13 protein-coding genes are annotated in these 15,499 nt (G+C 43.1%); 7 read left to right on the top strand and 6 right to left on the bottom strand.

Annotated features, from left to right (window positions below):
• Positions 1 to 95: 95 nt before the first annotated feature.
• The 3 genes from R7Z47_RS03600 to R7Z47_RS03590 form a co-directional block, all read right to left on the bottom strand.
• Positions 96 to 1,139, bottom strand: a complete 1,044-nt coding sequence (locus R7Z47_RS03600) for a polysaccharide lyase family 7 protein (RefSeq protein ID WP_054578992.1) — start codon at positions 1,137 to 1,139, stop codon at positions 96 to 98.
• Positions 1,140 to 1,336: 197 nt separating this feature from the next.
• Entirely contained in the window at positions 1,337 to 2,626 is a 1,290-nt protein-coding gene (locus tag R7Z47_RS03595) for an MATE family efflux transporter (RefSeq protein WP_411913050.1), read from the bottom strand.
• A gap of 189 nt (positions 2,627 to 2,815) precedes the next feature.
• Complete coding sequence (locus tag R7Z47_RS03590) at positions 2,816 to 3,532, bottom strand: FadR/GntR family transcriptional regulator (RefSeq protein ID WP_017634231.1); 717 nt, start codon at positions 3,530 to 3,532, stop codon at positions 2,816 to 2,818.
• Between the two features lie 560 nt (positions 3,533 to 4,092).
• On the opposite strand from R7Z47_RS03590, the gene R7Z47_RS03585 reads away from it, so the two are divergent.
• From R7Z47_RS03585 to R7Z47_RS03570, 4 genes are all read left to right on the top strand, one after another.
• Entirely contained in the window at positions 4,093 to 4,812 is a 720-nt protein-coding gene (locus R7Z47_RS03585) for a FadR/GntR family transcriptional regulator (RefSeq protein ID WP_005388529.1), read from the top strand.
• 141 nt (positions 4,813 to 4,953) lie between these two features.
• A complete protein-coding gene (locus R7Z47_RS03580; RefSeq protein WP_033906975.1) occupies positions 4,954 to 6,816 on the top strand; it encodes a putative nucleotidyltransferase substrate binding domain-containing protein in 1,863 nt (620 codons plus the stop codon).
• On the top strand, positions 6,816 to 7,532 hold the full coding sequence (locus R7Z47_RS03575; protein WP_262606499.1) for a 3'-5' exonuclease: 717 nt from the start codon (positions 6,816 to 6,818) through the stop codon (positions 7,530 to 7,532). The genes R7Z47_RS03580 and R7Z47_RS03575 overlap by 1 nt, the downstream gene beginning before the upstream one ends.
• Positions 7,533 to 8,221: 689 nt before the next feature.
• Positions 8,222 to 10,003 carry a sodium:solute symporter family transporter gene (locus tag R7Z47_RS03570; RefSeq protein ID WP_031781211.1) on the top strand — a complete coding sequence of 594 codons (1,782 nt, stop codon included), beginning with the start codon at positions 8,222 to 8,224 and terminating at the stop codon, positions 10,001 to 10,003.
• A 342-nt stretch (positions 10,004 to 10,345) separates the two neighbouring features.
• Here the strand turns inward: R7Z47_RS03570 and R7Z47_RS03565 are convergent, their stop codons facing one another.
• The 3 genes from R7Z47_RS03565 to R7Z47_RS03555 form a co-directional block, all read right to left on the bottom strand.
• Positions 10,346 to 10,972 carry a hypothetical protein gene (locus R7Z47_RS03565; RefSeq protein ID WP_154203902.1) on the bottom strand — a complete coding sequence of 209 codons (627 nt, stop codon included), beginning with the start codon at positions 10,970 to 10,972 and terminating at the stop codon, positions 10,346 to 10,348.
• A 331-nt stretch (positions 10,973 to 11,303) separates the two neighbouring features.
• Complete coding sequence (locus R7Z47_RS03560) at positions 11,304 to 11,624, bottom strand: DOPA 4,5-dioxygenase family protein (protein ID WP_005375836.1); 321 nt, start codon at positions 11,622 to 11,624, stop codon at positions 11,304 to 11,306.
• A 396-nt stretch (positions 11,625 to 12,020) separates the two neighbouring features.
• A complete protein-coding gene (locus tag R7Z47_RS03555; RefSeq protein WP_127891143.1) occupies positions 12,021 to 12,215 on the bottom strand; it encodes a hypothetical protein in 195 nt (64 codons plus the stop codon).
• A gap of 65 nt (positions 12,216 to 12,280) precedes the next feature.
• On the opposite strand from R7Z47_RS03555, the gene pdhA reads away from it, so the two are divergent.
• Genes pdhA through R7Z47_RS03540 form a run of 3 tightly spaced genes read left to right on the top strand, consistent with a single transcriptional unit; the run spans position 12,281 to position 15,496 of the window.
• Positions 12,281 to 13,375, top strand: a complete 1,095-nt coding sequence (gene pdhA, locus R7Z47_RS03550; protein WP_025998586.1) for a pyruvate dehydrogenase (acetyl-transferring) E1 component subunit alpha — start codon at positions 12,281 to 12,283, stop codon at positions 13,373 to 13,375.
• Positions 13,368 to 14,351, top strand: coding sequence for an alpha-ketoacid dehydrogenase subunit beta (locus R7Z47_RS03545; protein ID WP_042521051.1), 984 nt, complete (start codon positions 13,368 to 13,370; stop codon positions 14,349 to 14,351). Before pdhA ends, R7Z47_RS03545 begins: the two co-directional genes overlap by 8 nt.
• The gene (locus R7Z47_RS03540) at positions 14,348 to 15,496 is read left to right on the top strand and encodes a dihydrolipoamide acetyltransferase family protein (RefSeq protein ID WP_005375831.1); all 1,149 of its coding nucleotides are present in this window, start codon (positions 14,348 to 14,350) and stop codon (positions 15,494 to 15,496) included. The genes R7Z47_RS03545 and R7Z47_RS03540 overlap by 4 nt, the downstream gene beginning before the upstream one ends.
• Positions 15,497 to 15,499: the final 3 nt, after the last annotated feature.

Below are 15,499 nucleotides of genomic sequence, written 5' to 3'. Positions count from 1 at the left end.
TTCTTACCTTTTAAAGAATTCCACTGAAAACAAAAGCTTCATCAAATCGATGAGGCTTAAGTAGAAATCGAGTAGCTCTTAGTTTTCTATTAGTTTCAATTTTGATTTAGCTTGAGCTTAGAAAATGTCACGCTGTTATAGTCACCGTTTTTCTTGTCGACTGAAAAATCACCGGTGCCCGCACATCCTGTACCCCACACAGGGTGAGACTCACTGACGCTACATTGACCATAAGCTCCTGCTTTAAAATAGAACATGTCTTCTGCGTAGCCATGCTCAAAGTCCTTACTATCAATCCCCTTACTGAGATCTATGGAATAAGTCACTGTCTCGTGGCGTTCTGTTTCAAACGTCAAGTTCATCATAGTTCCTTGAACTTCTATCTTGTAGCTGAACTCTTCACCAAGAGCGATACCTGCTTGGCCTGGTTCTTCAAGGTTATCCCAAGTATTTCCCCATACTGGATATGCAATATCAATACGATTTGGATCTTCCTTCGCTAGGTTACGCTCGTAGTTCCAAAATACAGAGCCCATTTTGTGTTCTGGGAATTTTTTATAGAAGATTTTAATGGGTTCATTTCCATGTCCATAACCTTTACCCTCTTTTATTCTTGCATCAATTTTTTTCGCGTGGATTTGACCGACAACAACAGAATGAGCAGGCCCTTTTTCTGGAAATTTGGCGTGTTCAGAAACATGGTTCACTTTCAAGGTCGCTTCCAACGTTCCACCTACGCGACTGTGTTTAGCAGCCTGAGGGTGGCTCGATAAAGCCCAATGGTTTGCTAAATCATCGGTTTGAATAGAAAAGTCAGCGCCACGAGGCATTTCACGTAGTTCAGAGCGAGCATTCTTCGAGTTTTTTGTCGTTACCGCTTTATTCTGCACTTCAAACACCAAGTTGCCTTCTTCGTTCAAGAAGAAGAAGTCTTTGTGTGAATAACTCAGCATCGCCACACCCTCGATTTCGTCCACTTTTCCGTCTTCATTGATATCGGAAGGAATAGTGATCTTCCAGTTTCGCATATCAAATTTATCGGCAGGGACTGGATAATCAACGCCATTATTTAAATCAGAAGCGATAGCAAGAGTTGGTAAGGTAACAGCCATTGCGGCTACGAGTAGATTGAGTTTCATGTTCAAACCTTATTATATGTAATATTGTCATACATATAATAAGGTTTGCAAAGGAATGATTCGAGGAAAGAAGTTATGATGTGCTCTATTGATCACAATTTATAAACTCGATAAACCCCAAAATGATAAGCTATACATACTCCTCTTTAGTCCATAGCATCTACGAATCTTTTCGACCTAATCCGAAAGTCATAGGATCAATCGTACATTAGCTTGTCTGCCTTATTAATATCGAAATCTTTCAGAGACTTACGTGCTAAATGCCTAAATGGCCATGCCTTAACAATTTCTTCAAACGGCATGATTGCAAACACCCAAAACACTGAAAGGTCCAAGTATAAAATCATCAAAGCACATAACGGTATTGAGATTACCCACTGACCGGTAAAGTTAATCTTAAACACCTCCGTTGTTTTACCTAACGCTCTCAAAATATGACCATGAACGGTGTTATAGCCACGTACTATCGGTAGCAGTATGTAAAGTGGAGCAATCGCGGATAACGCTTTGTAAGTACTCGGGTCTAAGTCGGGATACAAATCAGGAAGAACGAAACTAAGTGCAAAAAAGAAAAATGCTGAAACGAACGAGATCATCACGGCCATATCAATACTAATATCGACATTGTTACGCAGCTCATCCATTTTTCTTGATCCAATTGCTTGGCTAATCGTGATTGCCGATGAATGCGCCCAAGCAGTAATGAACTGAGTACCCGCTTTGATCCAAGGCATCACGATAGTCATAGCGACATAAGCATTTAAGGTCAGTTGCGAGTACAGCAACATGTATATCGTTGCGCCAGTTTGTAACATTGTGACGTTCGCCGCGACGGGGAAAATCTCTTTAAAATGCTTATGTATATTGCTTTTCAATGACGCATCAAGCTTCTTAATAGACAAGATGATAGAATCATCAAGCTTAATGCACATGGTTAAATATAACAGCCGAATACTAATAGCAACCAAACTACCCGCCGCGGCGCCTTGAACGCCAATACCTTCAAAATTAGTCAGGCCGTGAATCAGAACATAAGACATCGCCACGTTGACTGGCAATTCAATCAAATAGCCTTTAAATGGAACTTTGGTCCGTCCAAGCGCATTGAACACCGCAATCATAACCTGAGTAATGGCATTGAATATGAGGATGAACTTAGCAATTGCAAGGTAGCATTTTGTCTCCGCATAGAGATCAACGTTATCCGTCAACTTACTGATTAACGCTTCATCAAAGACAGTAATCAACAGCCAGAATAAGGATGCGACTAGAACGTTGATAACTAAAGCTGCCCAGAAACCTTTATTTAACGATAGATAATGACCAGAGCCTACGGCACGGCTAAGTACCAATTGAGACCCATTTGCTAGAGCCATTTGGATACCTAAAACAAAAGAAACTATTGTTGTAGCAATCCCCATAGCAGCAAGTGAAACTTCACCTAATGGCGTAACAAGCAGCGTATCAATCATAAGCATTGATTGCATCAACAAAGCATTAAGAGCAAGCGGCCAAGCAAGAGATAAGTTTTTCTTTATATATGGTTGGGAAAACATTAGCAAACCTTTGTAATGAGGTTAAACGTTTAAACTAAAGAGCTCTGTCATTAGGCAAAGTTCATGACAAAAAGAAACGACAGAAAACTCTTTTTAGTCAATAAAAATGTACGCAAGCTCTTAACTATTCACGGCGTCGGAAAGCCTCTGATTCTCATCATTTAACAGCGTTTGAGAGGCTAAACGAGCTTGAAATGAGTTTCCGACCATAATTGCATCATAAATTGCACGGTGCTCATTAAGGCAGAACCTCCCTCCTTCAACTGACTTGTCAATAAACACCTTAAATATGGTCGAGAGTATATTGCTGAAGGGAACGTAGAATTGATTATCGGTACAAAGGAATATCGTTTGATGAAACAAATGATCGTTAGCAATCCACTCATCATAATCGTGACATCGTGCTGCCATCGTCATTCTTTGAAATACAATTGACAACAGCTTTCTTTGCTCAGCATTGGCATTTTGGGCTGCCAGCGCACACGCCTCTGGTTCTATGGCTTTACGCAATCCTAAAAACTGAGATAGAAACGGCTTAGTATCTTCTAAATCTTGGATCCACTCTAAGAGTTGAGGGTCAAGAAAATGCCAATAGTTTCTTGGTAGTACCGTAGTTCCAACTTTTGGTTTAGAGATAATTAAGCCTTTAGCAGACAGCAACTTCGTCGACTCTCGTAGTGCTGTCCGACTAACACCAAACAACTTACACAGTTCTATTTCACTCGGGAGCTTCTCATTTTGACTTAATTCTCCTGACAATATTTTGCGAGAAATCTGTCTTGCTACTTGTACATGTATCTTGTGATTTGAATTCCCGAGAAGTGAAAACTCTGCCATCTATATTCCTCATTGCCAGCAGCCTAAACGACTTGTTTAGCTAATAATTAGAAAAGGCCAAATGAAACACGCTTTGAAGGCGGAGACTTTCTGTGTAAATGTAAAGCACTGTTATTTAGCGTCTAAAATCTAACGATCTTATGAATATGATTTTTACTCGCGAGGTATATTGGCCAAACTCAATATTGAATGGTCGAGTAGTAACATCATACACACCGATCTTTAGGATATAATAATACAATATCACTTTATTTAACAAGAAACCTGACCTTCTATTCAAATTGTGTGCTGTGTATTGAAAATCAGTGAGTACAATAAGTAGGCGCGACTAGAGTTAACTAACATATTGAGCTAACAAATAAATAAGGAATGATGTAAGAATCGGTGGCCTCATCTGTTATACGCTAAGTGTCATAATCATGAAGGCTTCATAAAGCAGTCGGAGATTCAAAATGGATTTGTGAAGACAACTGTTATTACGTAAACATCTTCTTGGTGAGCTACACTTTGGATGATATAGTCCAAGCTTAAATAATACAATTTTAACGATAAGTGATTTTATGTCTGGTGAATTTCATTCTATCTCCGGTTCCAAGCGCAGCTTACATGTACAAGTAGCTCGCGAAATTGCTCGTAGCATTTTGTCAGGCAAGATCCCTCAAGGGTCCATTCTTCCAGGAGAAATGTCCCTGTGTGAACAGTTTGGTATCAGTCGCACAGCTTTGCGTGAAGCCGTAAAACTTTTAACATCAAAAGGTTTACTCGAGTCACGTCCAAAAGTTGGTACTCGAGTCATCAACCGAGCGTACTGGAACTTTTTAGACCCACAATTAATTGAATGGATGGACGGTCTAACAGAGATAGATCAGTTCTGTCATCAATTTTTGGGGTTACGACGCGCGATAGAACCTGAAGCTTGTGCACTCGCAGCGAAAAATGCCACTGCGGAACAGCGAATTCAGCTATCAGAAGCATTCCAAGATATGTTGGAAGTCGCTAAAGCAGACGAACTGGACAAAGCGCGCTGGATGGATGTAGATATTCGTTTCCATAGCATTATTTTTAACTCAACCGGAAACGACTTTTTCTTACCGTTTGGGCATGTTCTGACTACAATGTTCATTAACTTTATTGCTCACTCATCTGAGGAAGGCAATACGTGCATCGAAGAACATCGTGAGATTTATGAAGCAATAATGGCAGGCAATGCTGAAAAAGCGCGTCAAGCTTCGGCTAACCACTTGTTGGAGTCAAAACATCGCTTACCCGAAGCCAGTTGAGCTTAGGGCTTGGGCGATCTAATAACTAGGCAAAAGCACGCATCTCGCGTGCTTTTTTAATTTCGTTTCCTCCAACTCTTTATGGCACACCATCAACACTTTGATATATAGTAATACAAATGTATTTTGAGAGGTTGTGTTATGACCGACTCGCTACTGCCAAATATCATACAGTTTATCAGCCAGATTGATCCGTTTGACAAGGTACCTAAAGGTGCACTTCGCGAGCTTGCTTCATCTGTTAAGATCACTTATTTAAGCAAGGGGGATGTTGTTGATCAATGTTCTTCTAAGAACGAAAAGTCACTTTATATTATTAGAACTGGCTCTATCGAACAGCGTAAATCTGATGGCATATTGAGAGCTAAACTTGGTCCGGAAGATTTGTTTGGCTTCACTTTTCTTGGTAACGAAGTCGAAAGCGGGAAAGAATACAAAGCAATTGCAATCGAAAATTCATTAGTTTATGTAATTCCAAATGCTGCGCTGAAAAAGTTGTGCACTTCTCATCCTGAATGTGCTGAACATTTTGCATCACAAGCTCAGGTACGGCTAAAGTCAGCATTAGATGTCGTGTGGTCTAACAAAGAAAAAGGGTTGTTTATTCGGCGTGTAGAGGAAGTTGCTAGTGGTCGAGTTGCAATTGTAACCGCTGAGCAATCCATTCAGTCAGTCGCCAACGAGATGATCGATAAGTGCTCTCCCTGCGCTGTCGTTTATCGTGATAATAAAATAGTTGGACTGATTACCGACCGAGATATGACAAAGCGAGTCATCGCCAAAGGATTAAGCATCTCAACACCAGTCGTCGAAGTCATGTCGCCTGATCCTAAAACAATTCATCCTGACGATTTAGTTCTGCACGCAGCCTCCATTATGATGCAGCACAACATAAGAAATTTACCCCTAGTCAGAGACAATAACGTCGTTGGCGTTTTGACAACAACGCACTTGGTTCAAAACCATCGAGTCCAAGCAATATTTTTAATTGAAAAGATCAAATATGCTGGCAGTGTCAAAGCTTTGTCTAGTTTTACGTCTGAGCGCCAAGCTATTTTTGAAGCATTAGTCGAAGGACGGGTTTCACCAGAAATCATTGGTAAAGTGATGACCATGATTATGGATGCGTACACTCGTAGGTTAATACAAATAGCCATTGATAAGTTGGGAACACCTCCCTGTGACTTCTCTTGGATTGTGGCAGGCTCTCATGCTCGCCAAGAAGTACATATGCTGTCAGATCAAGATAGCGCCATCGTATTAGATGATTCGGCAACAGATAACGACCGTATCTACTTCAAACATTTAGCAATGATAGTAAGTAATGGCCTGAATAAATGTAACTATCCATTGTGTCCAGGGAAGTTTATGGCAGCGACCCCTAAATGGTGCCAGCCTCTCTCTGTTTGGAAAAAGTACTATAAGAAATGGGTGGCAAATCCTGAATACGAGCGCCTCCTCAATATCAGTGTCTTTTTAGAAATCCGAACCGTTTATGGAAACAAAGACTTTGAACAGATACTTCGCGATGAGCTTCACTCTAACATCAACGCTAATAGAGAATTCCTTACGATGTTAGTTAACGATGCGGTGAAAACAAACCCACCGCTAGGAATATTCAATAGCCTAGTATTACAAAAATCGGGAGAGAACAAGAAAACGCTCGACGTAAAAAAATACGCGATTAATCTAATCATTGATCTTGCAAGGATTTATGGTCTGGCAGTTGAATGTGACCTCACTGCAACTGATGAGCGTTTTAAAGCAGCTAACGAAAAAGGACTGCTCAGCCATGACGCGTACAAAAATATAATCAACGCATATCAATTCATCTTGTCGTTTCGATTTGCCCATCAATTAGAAGCATTAAAAAGTGGAGATGAGCCAAATAACCACATTGACCCCAATACGTTCGGTAGTTTTGAACGTCAACATTTAAAAGACGCGTTCCGCATCATTGCAGATCTACAAGAAGTCGCCAAACTCCGTTTTGGGAGCCGATAATGAAGCGCTTACTTGAGTACTTTCATCCATTGACACGAAAAAATCGTCAGAGACAAAAGCACTGTAAAAAGAAGCACATCCCTCTTTATCTTAAAAAGCTGCTTCGCTCGCCAAATCTGGACGTAAATCAACGGGCTTTTGACACTGAGTTCATCGTTCTTGATCTTGAAACAACTGGCTTAGACAGTGAGGAAGAAGTCATTCTTTCCATGGGCTGGGTAGAGATTCGACAAGGCCATATTGACTTAGCAACAAGTCAACACCTTTATGTACATAGCGACTCAAAAATTAAGCCCGAAACCATAGTTGTTAACCATATTACCCAACAAATGCTGACTGATGGAATCTCTATTCATGAAGCAATGCGGACATTCTTTAAAGCAGCAGAAAACAAAGTTATTGTTGCGCACGGATGTATAGTCGAAACTAGCTTTATTAATCAATATTTACAGCGAGTTTTCAACATAAAAGAGTTGCCGCTCATTTGGATAGACACCTTGCGAATAGAAAAAAGGTTACAAAGAGCTATCAATGCTTCCGATGAATCAGATGTTACTCTAGCAGCGACAAGGGAACGTTACGGGTTACCCGCTTACAACGGCCATAATGCACTTGCAGATGCAATTGCAACTGCAGAGTTACTATTAGTTCAACAAACCCGTATCGCACCTAAGACAAAAGCGACAGTCGGGCCCCTTTACCGGCTTAGCCTGTAATCATCCAGATCACAGGCCTATTTGCTAAACATGTTCTCTGTCACAATTTGGTATCATCAGTATTTACCTTCATTAATAATACAATATCATTAATGAAGGCGACGTTAGCAAAATGCAGCGAATAGCCATTGTCACTTGCCAACATCAGAGCGAGTGTAAACTGATTAGTTGCTCCATATCATAACTACATTTTAGAGAGCTTAGCATTGCATGTGCGCAATGATTGTCGAAGATCTAGCAGCGTTACATAAACAACCGAATTCAGGTGATGTCCCCTCGAACGTCATCTGCAATATTTAGTAATCATGTAAAGCCGCTATTGCGAACTTCAGCCGACAGCTCGCGGTACTAGTACCGTTTAGCCCATGCAATACAGGCTTGCATGGGCTTTTTTTTTAACAATCCTACATTAATCGATGTTATACACCTCTGCCCTAGATATGCATAAATCCGCGTCCATTCTTATTAGAGGACTTAAGACTCTCTATAAATATATTCATAGAACCCATGCCTAAACTCGGCACTTTTAGCAGCTTCAGAGAAAAGCAATATCTGACACCGATCACTTGTATGATTAATTAAAGGGTTTATTACGCCTTACTGGTCACGATTTTGAGTTATTGTACTACAAATAAGAGAAGCGAACGTTACTATTACTTAGGACAATAAACTACTTCAAAGGTCTAAAGATGGAACTCAATACTCTCATTGTGGGCATCTATTTTCTATTCTTAATCGCAATAGGTTGGATGTTCAGAACTTTTACTAGTACTACAAGCGACTACTTCCGAGGTGGCGGCAACATGCTTTGGTGGATGGTTGGAGCAACGGCGTTTATGACTCAATTCTCTGCTTGGACATTTACTGGCGCCGCTGGTAAAGCCTACAATGATGGTTTTGCTGTCGCTATTATTTTCCTTGCAAACGCGTTTGGTTACTTCATGAACTTCGCTTACTTTGCACCGAAATTTCGTCAGTTACGCGTCGTAACTGTCATAGAAGCCATTCGTATGCGTTTTGGTACAACAAACGAACAAGTATTTACTTGGTCTTCGATGCCAAACAGTGTTGTCTCTGCAGGTGTATGGCTTAACGCCCTCGCTATTATAGCTTCAGGTATTTTTGGTTTTGATATGACAGCAACCATCTGGATTACCGGTTTAGTTGTACTTGCGATGTCGGTAACTGGCGGCTCTTGGGCGGTTATCGCCTCCGATTTCATGCAAATGGTCATCATCATGGCGGTAACGATCACATGTGCAGCCGTTGCTATTGTTCAAGGTGGTGGCGTTACTGAAATTATCTCTAACTTCCCAGTCGCAGAAAGTGGGAGCTTTGTTGCAGGTAACAACCTGAACTACTTAAGCATCTTTAGTATTTGGGCGTTCTTTATCTTCGTTAAGCAGTTCTCTATTACAAACAATATGTTGAACTCTTACCGTTACCTAGCTGCAAAAGACTCTAAAAATGCAAAAAAAGCAGCTTTGCTAGCATGTGTATTGATGCTGGGTGGAGTTTTCATTTGGTTCATGCCTTCTTGGTATATTGCAGGCCAAGGTGTTGATTTAGCGGCAGCTTATCCAGATGCTGGTAACAAAGCAGGCGACTTCGCGTACCTATACTTCGTTCAAGAATACATGCCAGCAGGTATGGTTGGACTTCTGGTCGCTGCAATGTTTGCTGCTACGATGTCCTCTATGGACTCTGGTCTTAACCGCAATTCAGGTATTTTCGTAAAGAACTTTTATGAACCGATCGTTCGTAAAGGCCAAGCATCAGAGAAAGAGCTAGTCGCAGTTTCTAAAGCAACATCGGCGGTATTTGGCGTTGCAATTATTCTAATCGCGCAGTTTATAAACTCTCTAAAAGGTCTGAGTCTATTCGACACTATGATGTACGTTGGTGCGCTCATCGGGTTCCCAATGACAATTCCAGCGTTTTTAGGCTTCTTTATCAAGAAAACTCCAGACTGGGCCGGTTGGGGAACTCTAGTCGTGGGTGGCATCGTTTCCTACCTTGTTGGGTTTGTTATCACAGCTGATATGGTGTCATCGGCGTTTGGCCTTGAGGAGTTGACTAGCCGAGAATGGTCTGATGTGAAAGTAGCAATAGGTCTAATCGGACACATGACGCTAACTGGTGGCTTCTTCATGTTGTCGACTCTATTCTACAAGCCTCTAACTGACAAACGCCAAGCAGATGTCGATAAGTTCTTTGAAAACCTATCAACGCCTCTTGTAGCAGAATCAGTGGCACAGAGAAAACTCGATAACAAGCAACGTCAAATGCTGGGTAAACTTATCGCGGTCGCAGGTATAGGTGTCATGTTTATGGCTCTGTTACCTAACCCAGTATGGGGGCGCTTAGTGTTTATTCTATGTGGTGCCATCGTCGGAGGTGTTGGTCTACTACTTGTAAAAGCTGTGGATTCAAGCGCTGAACAAGCCTCTGAACCTGTGACAGAAAGTTAAATCTCTTATTCTAATAAACGCGGCTATTCTTTGGCCGCGTTTTTTAATTCTAAGTTCCCAGTACGAACACTTCACCCTTTTACGAAGACATATCATCTTGTCTAGGGTTATCGAATTGCAGCTTTATTTTGTCATTCGATAAGGCTAAACCAGAACGTGATAATCTGATCGAGTTAAAAGTGCAGCCTACCTTGCTTAAGTAAACGCCCCAAAAATACCTGATGAAGTAAAGATCTCGGCTCGTATACTTTGTTGCCACTTCGTGATTTAGACTCGCTAGTCCTTTACATCACTACCTAGTCTACAAGCCAAACTATTCCCGCTGAACAAACCATCTCGGGATTACTTAGGTACACTATTTTCTCTTTTTGCAGATGGCACAACAACCGCTACCAATAAAGCTAACAATAGGAACACAGGGCTAAGCATTAATCCATGCCAGATTGAATACCCATCATGGAACAGCCAGAATATACCAAGCGTCAGTAGGTACGAAAAGTAGCTGCAAAACACCAAGCTAATCGCGACAAAGCGCTTTTGATTAATAATAAGAATCCGCACTAGATACTGGCTAAGAATACCAGAGCAACGCATGGCAAGTTGCCAATTAATGATAAAGAAAGCAAGCGCAATAAACCCAGCTACGACCAGTGCATCATGCGTGCTTAAAATGAAGTAGCTACCAAATCGGCTTATGATGACCGGATAATCGCCTTCGTATATCGTTGACCAAGATATTGCGTTCGCTGCTGCTACGTAATTGGCAAAATAAGCAATGGCGTAGAAAGTCGTTTGAGAACTGAACGGCTGAAATACATCCGTACAAAATCCTCGCCACTCTTCTTTGTTGGCGGTAGGCCCAACCCAGTCACGTTTTTTTTGAGCGGTACGCCCGGCAAACGCAGGCCCGTTGCGAAACAACAGCCAAAATATATAGAGTGCAAGTATAACCAAGAGTATTGAAAACATACCCTTCCCCCTCATAAATTATCGGCGCCACTGCCAATGGCGTTGGGGTCGTAAACTGCACTTCCCTGCTATACCTATTTGATTTATCAAAGACTTATTATTTTATTACCACCAAAATTCATTTAATGGCATGCTAAACAGCAACATTTTCACGCTTTGTGCGTGAAGTTCGAAAGCCTACTCTACTTTTAGGTTTAGCACAAAAATAACTACAGCAAAGCGTAAGAGAGGGATTCCGCACCCATCAATGAAGATGAGGCGTTAAGCAGAAGCTGCGACCGCAATGAGAAGAGAAGGATTCAAAGCGGTCATGCATGGGCGAGAAGAGCAACTATTTCTCTAACTTTTCTTCAAATACACCAATCTCTCTGCCCAACCAAATCGCGCGTTCTGTGTGATCGAGCAACTCTTCTTCGCTTACTGGGTGAATAAGCACAGAAAAATCGCCTCGAATCGTATCAAGCCACGCCAAGAACTCTTCACTCAATGATTCTAGGTGAATTTCAAACATCGGCATCTTGTGTGGGCCAACTAACCTTCCAACTAATGGAAACACACGCAGCACATCTTGACGCTCTTGACGGATGATCTCGTTCAAGGCTTGCGCTTTATCTTGTTCTCTTAGGGGAAAATAAACATGAGCGTGGTACATAACTTCTCCATAATCACTTCCGCTTGAGCACCACCTACTTTGGATAAGCTCAAGGACTGCCGAGGGTATACATTTGTAATGCCGTCACCCTACCTTGATTCCACTCAGTTGGGAAGAAGTTATGCATTCTCATAAGGTCGAGGCTTCGAGCACAACAAAAATTTGCAATTCATCATATAGCAACTGTTTGAGTTGATTCATTAATAATGACTCACTTTGTCAAATTTTACAGCCAAATTTTGTTGCAAATATGTTTCATTAACCAGTAATTAAATTCGAGTTTAAAAATACCACCAACAAAATAGCAGCATATTACTCTGCAAAATCAGGGTGTAAGCAAAACTTTACTACTGAGCGAAAGTCAAAATGAAGCATAATTTAACAATTTGTTTACACTTATTGTATCTGGCTATACCACGATTTAGTTAGAGGGTTAGATACAGAAAAGCCTTTCTCTGTATCTTGCGGTGAAATAGTCGCAGCGATGTTATCGACAAATAGTTTAAGGGACGAACAGATGCCTACCGCTATCGAAAGCACACGCAACCTTAGGTATGGCCTTTGCGCTGATATCAGAGTTTGAGTACCCATACAAACTCTGGTTTTGTATGAACAGCTGCAGTCCAAAAGACCCGCAGCGTCAAAAGGAGCTTGAGATGAACGTTCAGGCATTACCCATGCATCGGTTTATCGACCATCGTGGGGACCTAGTCGGCCAACTACCCAACTGGGCTGACACTGAAACATTGGTCGGGTTTTACCGAGATATGGTATTAACTCGCACTTACGACAACAAAGCAGTTGCCTTGCAACGCACCGGTAAGCTAGGGACCTATCCCTCACACTTAGGCGCGGAAGCCATAGGCATTGCGGTCGGCAGAGCACTTAAAGCCGATGATGTGTTTGTTCCTTACTACCGCGATATGCCTGCGATGTGGTGTCGTGGCATTGGCATGGAAAAGAACCTTCAATACTGGGGTGGCGATGAGCGCGGGAGTGATTTTGCTCCTGAAGGCAGTCCGGTTCCTAGCCGAGACCTTCCCTACTGTGTACCCATAGCGACGCAATGTACGCATGCTGTCGGGGTGGCTTCCGCACTAAAAATTCAAGGTAACCATGAAGCTGCGCTAGTCATGTGCGGCGATGGTGGTACATCCAAAGGGGACTTTCTTGAGTCAATAAACTGCGCAGGTACTTGGAATATTCCACTTGTTTTCGTCGTAAACAATAACCAGTGGGCAATTTCAGTGCCGCGTAGTCTCCAATGTGCCGCCGATTTCTTATCAGAAAAAGCGCAAGGTGCAGGTATACCGGGTATTACTGTCGATGGTAACGATGTCGTCGCCGTTTATGATGCAACTAAAACCGCCCTTGAGAGAGCAAGAAAAGGGAAAGGCGCAACACTCATCGAAGCGGTGAGTTACCGACTGAGTGACCACACTACGGCCGATGATGCGACTCGTTATCGTAAAGAAGATGATGTTCAAACTGCATGGCAATACGAACCTATCGCACGTCTTAAAACGTACCTCCTTAATCAAGGCGCTTGGAGCGACGAACAAGAACAGCAATGGCTAGATTACTGTAAAGAGCAAGTAGAGTTAGCTGTTGAACGCTATCTGAGCTTACCGCCACAAGCACCAGAAACCGGTTTCGATTATTTGTATGAATCGCTACCTCAAGAGCTTCATGCACAAAGAGATGAACTCATCAACAAGGCAATGAGAATGCAGGGAGGCAGACATGGCTGAGCTAACGTTGGTTGAAGCAGTAAACCTTGCCCTGCACCACGAAATGCAACAAGACCCCAATGTTGTCGTATTAGGTGAAGACGTGGGCGATAATGGTGGTGTATTTCGTGCCACTGTTGGACTCAAGCAAGAGTTTGGTCTTAAACGAGTCATCGATACGCCACTCGCTGAAGCCTTAATCGGCGGGGTTGCGGTCGGTATGGCAACGCAAGGATTACGACCTGTCGCCGAATTTCAGTTTCAAGGTTTCGTTTTTCCTGCGATGGAGCACTTAATGTGCCACGCGGCTCGAATGCGTAACAGAACTCGCGGTCGGCTCACTTGTCCCGCGGTTTTCCGTGCGCCATTTGGCGGCGGTATCCACGCTCCGGAACACCACTCAGAAAGCGTGGAAGCGTTATTTGCTCACACTGCTGGATTTAAAGTGGTGATTCCTTCTTCTCCACAACGCGCATACGGCTTACTTCTCGCTGCAATTAGAAGCAATGATCCCGTCATGTTCTTCGAACCGAAGCGCATATATCGCACCGTTAAATCTGAAGTCGTTGATAACGGCGAAGCACTCCCACTCGACACCTGCTTCACCTTACGCAAGGGGCGAGATATCACGCTCGTTACTTGGGGCGCATGCGTCGTAGAGTCACTTCAGGCCGCGCAAACCTTGTCTAGTCAGGGAATTGAAGTCGAGGTGATTGATTTGGCGAGTATTAAGCCAATTGATACCGCGACGATTTTCAGCTCACTAGAAAAAACTGGACGTTTACTCGTTGTTCATGAAGCGAGTAAAACTTGTGGTGTGGGATCTGAGCTATTAGCTCGAACCGCTGAACACGCCATGTGCTTACTTAAAGCCCCACCTAAACGAGTAACTGGAATGGACACCATTATGCCTTATTACCGTAACGAAGATTATTTCATGGTTCAGAAAGAAGACATTGTGACCGCAGCGCGCGAACTCGTGGAGGATTGGAAATGAAGACGTTTAACTTACCCGATCTCGGCGAAGGCCTCGCTGAATCAGAAATTGTAAAATGGCACGTTAATGTCGGTGACATGGTTAAATTAGATCAAGTGATCTTAACTGTCGAGACAGCAAAAGCGACGGTCGACGTCCCTGCCCCCTACTCTGGCCGTGTGGTCAGCCGTCATGGTGAGGAAGGTGAAATCGTCAATATTGGTGCATTACTGCTAGAGATTGATGAAACAGGTGCCGGGAGAGAAGTAACGGCAGAGAAAAAAGCCACTGCTGACGCCGCAACCGTCGTCGGCAGCGTTTCTCACCAAGCGCATCATGTAAACGTTGATGATTTCTGGATTGGTGGCAACCACAACACGACAGAAAGTAACCTCGTTACCGCCCTGCCTTCGGCTCGCTTGTTGGCACAAAAACTTGGGGTAGATCTTAACCTCGTGTCAGGTAGTGGCCCGAACGGACTTATCGTAGATGCCGATATTTACGACGAAGCCGGAAAACAGCGTCCAGGCACCGAAGTTTTGAAAGGCGCTCGACGTACCATGGTATCGTCTATGACCGAGTCGCACGAACATGTTGCCGCCGTAACCATTACGGAAGAAGCGTTGTTGGAAGATTGGCTGCCAAACGAAGATATCAGTATCCGCCTTGTTCAAGCGATTGTTCATGCGTGTCAAGAAGAGCCTGCTTTAAACGCTTGGTTTGATGCCGAAACCATGACACGCTGTGTACACACAACGGTCAATGTAGGAATTGCAGTAGATAGCCGTCATGGATTGTACGTACCAGTCTTGCGCCACGCAGATGAATACGAGCCACAAGATGTTCGTCGTTGGCTCGATCAAACCGTTGAAGGGATCAGAGAGAGAAAAATCGGTCGTGAGCAATTGCAGCACGCAACGATTACGCTTTCCAACTTCGGCGCGATTGCCGGTATTTACGCAACACCTGTCGTCACACCGCCACAAGTCGCTATTGTCGGCGCGGGCCGAATACTCGACCGAGTTGTGATAAGAAATGGTCAAGCAATTTCGGTGAAAGCAATGCCGCTATCCGTAACGTTTGATCATCGCGCTTGTACTGGTGGTGAAGCTGCAAGGTTTACGAAAGTACTTGCAGAGCACCTGCAACGCCCGAGCGAAAAGTAACTT

The sequence above is a fragment of the Vibrio sp. 1641 genome, assembly GCF_033339995.1.
Lineage (GTDB): Bacteria > Pseudomonadota > Gammaproteobacteria > Enterobacterales > Vibrionaceae > Vibrio > Vibrio alginolyticus.
The sequence above is the reverse complement of the archived record's forward strand: the minus strand, read 5'-3'. Positions and strand labels throughout refer to the sequence as shown.

Bases quoted from the DNA above. Each gene is read 5' to 3' on its own strand.
- R7Z47_RS03600 (WP_054578992.1), bottom strand. From the start codon at position 1,139: ATGAAACTCAATCTACTCGTAGCCGCAATGGCTGTTACCTTACCAACT.
- R7Z47_RS03595 (WP_411913050.1), bottom strand. From the start codon at position 2,626: ATGCAATCAATGCTTATGATTGATACGCTGCTTGTTACGCCATTAGGT.
- R7Z47_RS03590 (WP_017634231.1), bottom strand. From the start codon at position 3,532: ATGGCAGAGTTTTCACTTCTCGGGAATTCAAATCACAAGATACATGTA.
- R7Z47_RS03585 (WP_005388529.1), top strand. From the start codon at position 4,093: ATGTCTGGTGAATTTCATTCTATCTCCGGTTCCAAGCGCAGCTTACAT.
- R7Z47_RS03580 (WP_033906975.1), top strand. From the start codon at position 4,954: ATGACCGACTCGCTACTGCCAAATATCATACAGTTTATCAGCCAGATT.
- R7Z47_RS03575 (WP_262606499.1), top strand. From the start codon at position 6,816: ATGAAGCGCTTACTTGAGTACTTTCATCCATTGACACGAAAAAATCGT.
- R7Z47_RS03570 (WP_031781211.1), top strand. From the start codon at position 8,222: ATGGAACTCAATACTCTCATTGTGGGCATCTATTTTCTATTCTTAATC.
- R7Z47_RS03565 (WP_154203902.1), bottom strand. From the start codon at position 10,972: ATGTTTTCAATACTCTTGGTTATACTTGCACTCTATATATTTTGGCTG.
- R7Z47_RS03560 (WP_005375836.1), bottom strand. From the start codon at position 11,624: ATGTACCACGCTCATGTTTATTTTCCCCTAAGAGAACAAGATAAAGCG.
- R7Z47_RS03555 (WP_127891143.1), bottom strand. From the start codon at position 12,215: ATGGGTACTCAAACTCTGATATCAGCGCAAAGGCCATACCTAAGGTTG.
- pdhA (WP_025998586.1), top strand. From the start codon at position 12,281: ATGAACGTTCAGGCATTACCCATGCATCGGTTTATCGACCATCGTGGG.
- R7Z47_RS03545 (WP_042521051.1), top strand. From the start codon at position 13,368: ATGGCTGAGCTAACGTTGGTTGAAGCAGTAAACCTTGCCCTGCACCAC.
- R7Z47_RS03540 (WP_005375831.1), top strand. From the start codon at position 14,348: ATGAAGACGTTTAACTTACCCGATCTCGGCGAAGGCCTCGCTGAATCA.